2 protein-coding genes are annotated in these 2,002 nt (G+C 61.0%); both read right to left on the minus strand.

Features of this window, described 5'->3' with window-relative positions; all coding sequences use genetic code 11:
* Positions 1–161 precede the first annotated feature (161 nt).
* A complete protein-coding gene (istB, locus tag P3T43_RS35595) occupies positions 162–1,028 on the minus strand; it encodes an IS21-like element helper ATPase IstB (RefSeq protein WP_429285659.1) in 867 nt (288 codons plus the stop codon).
* Positions 1,025–2,002, minus strand: a 978-nt coding sequence (gene istA, locus P3T43_RS35600; RefSeq protein ID WP_429285660.1) for an IS21 family transposase, incomplete at its 5' end; no start/stop codon positions are given. The genes istA and istB, both read right to left, overlap by 4 nt.

The raw sequence follows: 2,002 nt of genomic DNA on the forward strand, positions 1-2,002 counted from the left end.
GTCCATGCGCTAACCGCTGCTTCGATGACGTGGTTTGATACCACGGAGTTGGTGGGCAAGTTGAATCGCACGCTGCGCGGCTGGGCGAACTACTTGTCAATGTCGACCGTAATTTCCCCAGAAGTATCGAAGTAAAATTCCCCACCCTGTGTAATCGGTGATCAGCCGGGGTTGTGATCAGCTGAGCTCCGTTTGGGACGGCCTGGCCGTCGACGGACGGTTTCGGCGGGTACTTGATTGAGCGGAGTTGGGCGGTTGCGTAAATGCTCGGGCAGCAGGTCGGCGTGCTCGCGCAGGCGATACGACGAGCCCTCGATGTGCACGACGACTGCGTGATGCAACAGACGATCGAGCAGCGCCGCTGCGACCACGCTGTCGCCGAACACCTCGCCCCATTCACCGAAGCTTCGATTTGACGTCAGGATGATTGCGCACCGCTCATAGCAGGCGTTGATGAGCTGGAAGAACAGATTGCCGCCGTTCAGGCCGACGGGTAGGTAGCCAATCTCGTCAACGATGAGCAGACTGTTGCGCGCAAGGAAGCGAACGCGCTGTGCAAGATTGCCTTCACGCTCGGCTTTCACCATCGACGCGACGATTTCGGCAAGCGTACCGAAGTAGACGCTCTTGCCTGCACGTACGGCCTCAACGCCAAGCGCTATGCATAAGTGCGACTTCCCGGTTCCGGGCGGACCGAGGAAGTGCACGGCCTGACGTCGTTCGATGAAGTCGAGTTGTGCCAGTGCCATGATGCGATCCCGGTCGAGACCCGGCTGGAAGCTGAAGTCGTAGCCGGCCAGTGTCTTGATCGTGCCAAGGCGCGCTGTCTGCAGCGCCATCTTGATGCGGCGGGTTTCCCGCGTCGTGAACTCTTCCCCCAGCAGCGTTTCGAGTACCTCCAGCATGGAGCTGTCGCCCTGTTCGAAGCGTGCCAGAGTCGCGTCGAGAGCCTCCAGTGCGCGTGGCATATGCAGACCGACCATGTATCTGCGGATCCGCTCAAGTGTTGATGCCGGCATGTTGTTCATGCGGACCTCCCGGCAATCGCCAGACGCCGCGCCACCTGGTCATAAAACGACAGCGGGCGACGGCTCACGACCGGCGAAGCTGGCGGTACAGTGTGCTGCGCCGCCGACTCCTGCCGATGATGCGAGCGTCGATGTCCCGGCAGCAACGAGGTTCCTCGTCTGCCTTCGAGTACGGGATGAACCGCCAGCAGTTCGCCATCCTCATAAATGCGAACCTCATGGGCCAGGCTGTGAACCTCGAGTGTGCGCCTGCGTGTGCGGTCAGGCACGCTGTAATAGTTTCCGCCGACGGAGACGAGACCCTCGTGACTGACGCGCCGTTCGAGGCGGATCACACCATTGAACAGGCCAGCGGGCAACGCCTGGAGCGCGGCGCGTTCCTCGCTGAAGTGCTGGGCCACGACGCGCTGCGTGGTGCCATGCACGCGCACATTGGCGACGGTATCGAGCCATTCACGCAGTTGCCGGTTTAGATCGCCGAGATTCTGGAAACGGCGTGCAAGGAAGAAATCCTGCCGGATATAGCGGTATGGACGCTCGATCTTGCCCTTGGTCTTGGCGCGATACGCCTTGCATGCACGCGGCGTAAAACTGTAATGCTGGGCGAATGCAATCATCTTTGCGTTGTACACGACGTGCCGCTCAAGCTCGCCGAGCACAGCGGTCTTCATCCGGTCATAGAGAATCTCGCACGGCACGCCACCCAGATGGGCGAACGCTTCCATGTGACAGCGCAGCACAGTCTGCAGATCCTGATGTTCAACGAACCGGCCCCATAGATACCGGCTGTGTCCCAGCACGATCGAGAACAGCCAGATCGAGCGGCGCTGGCCGGGCGTGTCGTCGAATTCAACGTTGAAATGGGCGAAGTCCACCTGTGCCTGCTGACCCGCCGGCGTCTCGAAACGCACTTCAAAGCCGCGCTGGCGCGGCGGCCGTACCTCGCGCACCAGATCCCCCAACGCGGTGCGACT

The organism is Paraburkholderia sp. GAS41 (assembly GCF_050436545.1).
In the GTDB taxonomy this organism is placed as follows: domain Bacteria; phylum Pseudomonadota; class Gammaproteobacteria; order Burkholderiales; family Burkholderiaceae; genus Paraburkholderia.